Annotated in this window: 6 protein-coding genes; 3 read left to right on the forward strand and 3 right to left on the reverse strand. The window is 67.1% G+C overall.

Annotation, left to right across the window (positions count from 1 at the left end; all coding sequences use genetic code 11):
- Positions 1–135: 135 nt before the first annotated feature.
- Positions 136–528, reverse strand: coding sequence for a winged helix-turn-helix domain-containing protein (locus tag ABIA32_RS33385; protein ID WP_370103617.1), 393 nt, complete (start codon positions 526–528; stop codon positions 136–138).
- Between the two features lie 338 nt (positions 529–866).
- Between ABIA32_RS33385 and ABIA32_RS33390 the strand changes: the two genes are divergently transcribed.
- The 3 genes from ABIA32_RS33390 to ABIA32_RS33400 are packed head-to-tail and all read left to right on the forward strand — an operon-like array spanning position 867 to position 4,101.
- Positions 867–2,594, forward strand: coding sequence for a replication initiator (locus ABIA32_RS33390; protein ID WP_370103619.1), 1,728 nt, complete (start codon positions 867–869; stop codon positions 2,592–2,594).
- Positions 2,591–2,776 (forward strand): helix-turn-helix domain-containing protein, encoded by a 186-nt coding sequence (locus tag ABIA32_RS33395; RefSeq protein WP_328312342.1) that lies wholly within the window; start codon positions 2,591–2,593, stop codon positions 2,774–2,776. The genes ABIA32_RS33390 and ABIA32_RS33395 overlap by 4 nt, the downstream gene beginning before the upstream one ends.
- Complete coding sequence (locus ABIA32_RS33400; RefSeq protein ID WP_370103622.1) at positions 2,776–4,101, forward strand: tyrosine-type recombinase/integrase; 1,326 nt, start codon at positions 2,776–2,778, stop codon at positions 4,099–4,101. The genes ABIA32_RS33395 and ABIA32_RS33400 overlap by 1 nt, the downstream gene beginning before the upstream one ends.
- 75 nt (positions 4,102–4,176) lie before the next feature.
- On the opposite strand, the gene ABIA32_RS33405 is transcribed toward ABIA32_RS33400, so the two are convergent.
- The gene (locus ABIA32_RS33405; RefSeq protein WP_370103624.1) at positions 4,177–4,527 is read right to left on the reverse strand and encodes a hypothetical protein; all 351 of its coding nucleotides are present in this window, start codon (positions 4,525–4,527) and stop codon (positions 4,177–4,179) included.
- A gap of 128 nt (positions 4,528–4,655) precedes the next feature.
- Positions 4,656–6,284 carry an RHS repeat-associated core domain-containing protein gene (locus ABIA32_RS33410; RefSeq protein ID WP_370103626.1) on the reverse strand — a complete coding sequence of 543 codons (1,629 nt, stop codon included), beginning with the start codon at positions 6,282–6,284 and terminating at the stop codon, positions 4,656–4,658.
- Positions 6,285–6,401 lie beyond the last annotated feature (117 nt).

Below are 6,401 nucleotides of genomic sequence, written 5' to 3' on the forward strand. Positions count from 1 at the left end.
GCCGCCGCGCCAGCGGGCATATCGACTACGGAACCTAGCCCCCGTGTCAACCATCACCCGAAGCCAAACCGTCAAGCATCAACCGAAGAACGACAACCCACGGCTCCGGCCCCGAGCCGTCCAGGGGCGCAGGGGTCAGTGACTGGGCCCGCTGCCACCCGCCTCCAGGGCTTCGACGCGGGCGCGCAGGCCGGTGAGCTGTTCGAGTGCCTCGGTCAGTGCCAGCTCCAGCACCTCAACGCGAGCCGCCGTCCCGCCCGAAGGCGCGTTCCCCGCCTCCGCGTAACCGGCATCGGCGTCGGCGTCGAGGCGGGCGACGAAGGCGCCTTTGCCGGGGCGGGAGATCGCGTAGCCGTCCCGCTTCAGCAGTGCCATGGCCTTCTGCACGGACAGGCTGGAGGCCCCGAACTCCGCCATCAGTACCGCCTGCGTCGGCAGCGCGTCCCCCAGCATCAGCCCACCGGAGCGGATCCGCCCTCGCAGAGCCTCGGCGATGACCTCGAATGTCAGCAGCACCGTGCTCCCCACCGCTCTGCGTCCTTGCCGCCCTGTCGTCACCGCAGGTCACCCACCCTCTCCGTGCCACTACCACCGAAATCCGGCCCGTCCAAAACGGGAAACCGGGTCCACACTGCCCGCATCCCAACCGCCCACCGGAACAGATGAGGAGGGATGCACTTGAATGCGCCGTTGAAGCGATGCTACCTTCACGCACCGCTGCTGGAAACCACCGCTGACCAGGCCAGATGCCCCCGGCCCACCCTCCGCACCCGCCGTCTCGCACACCTTTCCCGCGTGTGCGACCACCCGGGTCGCCCCTCAGCCACCTCCCCTCTTCTCCCGACCCCTGCCGGAGGTCTGTCCCCATGCCCGCACAGCTCCAACTCCCCTGCCCCGCAACCCCATCCGCGATCTCGAACAGGACGTTCACCGAACCAGCGCACGACGGGAAGGCCGACGCGTCCGCGAACAGGGGCTCGGCGCTGGAACGCCGGGCTCGGCTGACGGCCAGGCTGGCCAAGCTCGCCGCCACCGGACACCTCGCGCCCCTGGCCCGGCAGATCGGCTCACTCGGCGGCTGCGCCCGCCCGATCCGCATGACCGGACACCGCACCCGCCTGGACACCGCCACCGGCCAGATCCTCGACCACCTCGACACCCGCCACCTGCCCGCAGGTGAACTCCTGGTGCGCTGCGGCAACCGCCGCGCCACCCGCTGCCCCGCCTGCTCAACCCTCTACCGCTACGACACCTACCAGCTCATCGCCGCCGGACTACGCGGCGGCAAGACCGTCCCGGTCAGCGTCGTCACCCACCCCCGCGTCTTCGCCACCCTCACCGCCCCCGGCTTCGGCCCCGTCCACAACCAACCCGGCACCGCCCTCTGCACCTGCGGCACCCGCCACCCCGACGGTGACCCGCTCCTCGGCACGCCGCTGAACCCGCAGCGGTACGACTACACCGGCGCGGTCCTGTGGAACGCCCACGCCCCCGCCCTGTGGGCCCGCTTCACCACCCACCTGCGCCGCGAGATCGCCCACGCCGCCGGACTCACCCAGCGCACCCTGCGCCACCACGCCACGCTCTCCTACGCCAAGGTCGCCGAATACCAAAAACGCGGCCAGATCCACTTCCACACCGTCATCCGCATCGACGGACCCACCGGCCCCACCAGCACCCCACCCGCCTGGGCCACCACCGAACTCCTCGACCACGCCGTCCGCGCCGCCGCCAATCGCACCCGCCTCCAGCACCAGCACCTCTCCGGGGCCGGGTACGGCGACCGGGCCCAGCCCCCGGAGCCCTCGGTGTTCCGGTTCGGGCGGCAGATCGACGTCCGCGCGATCCGCAGCAGCGACTTCACCGGCGACGGCCCCGTCACCGACCGGCACGTCGCCGCCTACATCGCCAAATACGCCACCAAGGGAGCCGAGACCACCACCGGCACCCTCGACCGCCGCCTGCGCCTCCTGGCCGAACTCGCCCAGTACGACCTCACCGACCACGCCCGCCGCATGATCCACACCGCCTGGCACCTCGGCACCCAGCCCCAGCACACCCACCTCCGCCTGCGCCAATGGGCCCACATGCTCGGATTCCGAGGCCACTTCTCCACCCGCACCCGCCACTACTCCACCACCCTCACCCACCTCCGAGCCGAACGCACCGCCTGGCGCACCCGCCAAGACAACGCCACCGCCTTGACGCCGACCGGCCCGGCCCTGGTCGGCCGATCCGCCGAGCAGGGACCGGTGCGTGAGGGTCGGTCGGTCACTGACCGGCACGGTGACCGCAATGACCGCAATGACCTGACCGCCGGTCACTCCGACTCCGGCCCTGGCCACCGCACCGGTTACCACGCGAGGCACGGGCGATCCGGCGACGCGGACACGACCCGGGTGATCTCGCACTGGCAGTACGCCGGAACCGGCCTCCTGCCCGAACTCGCCCACCTCGCCGAACTCCTGGCCGCTACACCGAGCCCTCTACCCGAGCACCCGAGCCGGCCCCGGCAGGCGCGGCGCTCCAGTGACCGGACCGGGCACTCCACCAGTCCGCTGACCGCCGCCGTCCAGGCGGTGACGGTCACGTGAACGCCGACACCGAACTTCTCACCGTCCCCGAGGTCATGGCCCGCCTCAAGATCAGCCGCTCCACCGTCTACGACCTCATCCGCACCCGCCAACTCGCCTCCATCACTCTCGGCCGCGCCCGCCGCATCCCCGCCCACGCCCTGACCGCCCTCATCCACCACAACCTCGAAGAGGCAGCCTGATGACCACCCCCGACACCAACCCCACCTACACCCCCGGTACTGGCTCGCGCAGGATCCGCGCCAACGGCGACGGCACCGTCTACCAGCGCAAGGACGGACGCTGGGAAGCCGCCGGATACGTCCTCGCCCCAGGCGACACCCGCAAGCGCATCCACGTCTACGGCACCACCCGCAAGGAAGCCCTGGCCCAGCTCACCGAGAAAATCGCCACCAGCAACCGCGGCATACCCACCCCCACCGCCCAGGGCAGCCTCGCAGCGTTCCTCACCTACTGGCTGGAGACTGTCGCCGTCCACCGGCTCCGGGAGAACACCCACACCCGCTACACCGCCGTCGTCCGCCTCTATCTCCTCCCTGGCCTGGGTAAGAAGAAGCTCACCAAGCTCACCGCCAAGGACGTCCGCACCTGGCTCGACCAACTCCGCACCACCTGCCAGTGCTGCGCACGCGGCCTCGACACCGCCCGCGACCAGCCCCAGTGCTGCGCGATCGGCAAGTGCTGCCGCAAGCGGCTGTCCCCGCTGACGCTGGCCTACGTGCACTCCGTGCTCAAGTCCGCCCTGGAACACGCCGTCCGCGAAGAGGAGATCCCGCGCAACGTGGCCCGCAACGTCCGCATGGGCACGCCACGCCCCCGCCGCTTCGAACCCCTCACCGCCGAAGAGGCCCGAACGTTCCTCGCCGCCACCAGCGGGCACCGGCTGAGCGCGCTGTTCGAACTCGCCCTACGCACCGGACTACGCAAGGGCGAACTCCTCGGCCTGCGCTGGGAAGACCTCGACCTGGCCGGCGGAACCGCCAGCATCCGCCGCACTCTCCAACGCACCAGCAGCGGCGGCCTTGTCGCCCTGCCGACCAAGACCCAGAGCTCGGAACGGCGCATCGCCCTACCCACCGAGTGCCTGCACTCCCTCGAACAGCACCGAGACCAGCAGCGCCACGAGCGCGAAACGGCGGGGACCGGCTGGAAGGACAGCGGGTACGTCTTCACCCGGCCCGACGGCTCCCCGATCGAGGGCGCCACCCTCACCCGGCACTTCAACACCCTGCTCCGCCGCGCCACCCTCCGCCGCATCCGGTTCCATGACCTCCGACACTCGGCGGCCACCCTCCTCCTGGAACAGGGCGTCGAACTCGTCGTCATCAAGGAGCTGTTGGGCCACGCCCACATCGGCGTGACCGCGACGGTGTACGCCCACGTCCGGCTCCGCCTCCAACGCGACGCCATCGACCTCCTCGGCAACGCCCTCCGCAACCCCGCCCAGCCCGCCCCTCGACCCGACGACGGCGACGAACCACCCGTTTGTGCAGCACCCGTCCGCTGACGTTGCCGTCAACTACTGCCGTCAGACACCCCAGAGCCCCCACCGGAATCAAATCCGGTGGGGGCTCAACGGGCTTTACGCACTTCCAACAGGCAGCGATTGTTCCAGCAATTTCAAAACCCCGCGAAGGGCGGCGCTGAGATCCTTGCGGTCAATTGCAGAGGCTTCCAGGTGGATAAGAATCTTCGAGGCTTCTCCACATTCGGGGAATTCATTCAAAAATTCGATCACACTCGCATTGAGAACATGGAAAACATGACTCTCAACCTCGCAATCGCCGCCACTTTTCCCAGGGATTTTCGCAGGCGTAGGAGGAGTTGCCAAGATTATCCCTGGAGCCCCATCCCCGCGCGTATTTACCAGGACCTGCGCTTCCTCAGGTCGGGGAATTCCGCCATACCGCTCATGGGCAAGCGGGAAGCTCAAGATCGCAGCATTGCAGTCCATCCCCGCCTCGGGCACCGAGCCGACCCGAAACTCAACTCCCGCCCTGCCACCCAGGGCGCTTCTGCACGCCTCTATGGCCCGTTCCGTGGACGCGGCAATTACATATCTCATCCGCAACCCACGCCCGTGCTCATACCCGTCATGATTGCAGGCCTTCCCAGAATCTTCAATTCGCTATCATTGAGGGCAACACCACCATCAACGACGTCAGTAGTGTACGCCATGCGAGCAGCCTCAGGCAGATCACTAGCATTGACCGTGGTGCGAATCATGGTGTAGGGACCTTCCTTGGGAAAGGCGGCGTAAGCCCGACGAGAGTACTCGGCCGCGCCTTGCTCTGTGAAGGAGAAGTACTTAATCCCCTGAGGGCTATTCCAAGTCCGATTTGCAGAGATGTCCGCGAGTTCAGTAGCCGTGACCCCGCGCCAGAGATATATCTGTCCCGGACCGGCTTCGCCGCCATTGTGTACCAGGATTGGCGTATTTCCGGCGAGTACATAGTACGTGTGGATGTCAGCCACGGTCAGGTTGAAGGTGACGATGTGCCCGCTGTAGCTACGAACGCCATCGACGTAGGCGAGAGTTCCGTCATCTGTGCGAAGTCGCTCGCCGGTGCGAAGGCTCGCCGCATCGACCCAGCGCTGGGCGGTGGCGTTCCAATAGGGATGATGCCGAGTAGAGGTGACCATCGCATGGCCGGCCTTGGCGCGTACGGCGAGGTCGGTGAATTCAGTGTCCGTGAGGGTTCTGACGACGGCGGTGACTCGTTCGGCCCGCGTCATTCCGGTTAGCGGGTCCGTGGCGAGTACCGTGTCGCCAACCTTGATCTCGCCTATCTGCTTGCGAGACCCGTCGGCCATCAGGACAGCCTGACTGGCCGGGAAGCTGTTCCGAGCACAGTCCTTGGTCAAGCTCTTCAGCTTGCCGAGAAGTGCTTTGATCGTGGAGCTGCCGCTGGCGGCCGCCGCTGTGTCCACCTCGGCCAAGTCGACCGCGATGGAAGACATCGAGTCGATCTCGACCCCAGGACCACATGCAATGGCGCATCCAGCAATCCAGCAGGCGTGCTGATTGTTGCTGTTGGCTATGCACTGAAGATTGGGGATGATCAGCGTCATGTCCGACATCGCGGAGAGAATCTTTCCTAGATTTGCATCCGCTTGATCAAACTGAGCCTGGGTCATGCAGCCGCCCTTGCTGCAGTATCCCGGGAGGAAAAGCTTCTTGTGGTAGTAGTCGAAGATGTCCTGAAGGACCTGGTCGATCTGGGCCCGCCTCGCCGCTGCCGCCGCCGCTGCCGCGGCTGCAGCGCGCTGATCGGCGAGGGAAGCCTGAGGGTTCTGGTTTTCTGTGCTGGAGCCACACTCGGTGTGGACGCAATCGCCGGTCTGGGTTGCCTGGGCGCTGCAGTCACCGCCGCAAGCGTTGCCGTGGATGTCGCAGCCCTCGTGCCCATTTCGGCAGGTGTACGCGCCGGTTGGGTCGCTACTTCCGACAGGGTCGTTGTTCCCGTAGGCGTAGCCGTTCCACTGCTGCGGGCTGTTGGCGGCGTCGAGGATTGGGTCGGCGCTGATGAAGCGTCCTGTGGCGGGCTGGTATTCACGGGCGCCGAGGTTGGTGAGGCCCGTGGTCGCATCTTGAGTGCCGCCGACGAAGCCCTTGTCACCGGCCCAGGTGGTTGGTGTGGTGCCGCGGGGGTTGCCGAACGGGTCGGTGTAGCGGCGTGATTCGGTCAATTGCTTAGCGTCCAGGGCTAGGCGGGTCTATCAGATTTGTGGTGGCTTGTCGGCTATTAAGCCTATTTGATCCTGCGTCGGATTGGTTCGGCTACTCGGATGCGTCCATTGGCGTGG

It is taken from the genome of Streptacidiphilus sp. MAP12-20, assembly GCF_041262525.1.
In the GTDB taxonomy this organism is placed as follows: Bacteria; Actinomycetota; Actinomycetes; order Streptomycetales; family Streptomycetaceae; genus Streptacidiphilus.

What these genes read in the sequence shown, in the direction of transcription:
- ABIA32_RS33390 (WP_370103619.1), top strand. Translation starts at nt 867, where the DNA reads ATGCCCGCACAGCTCCAACTCCCCTGCCCCGCAACCCCATCCGCGATC.
- ABIA32_RS33400 (WP_370103622.1), top strand. Translation starts at nt 2,776, where the DNA reads ATGACCACCCCCGACACCAACCCCACCTACACCCCCGGTACTGGCTCG.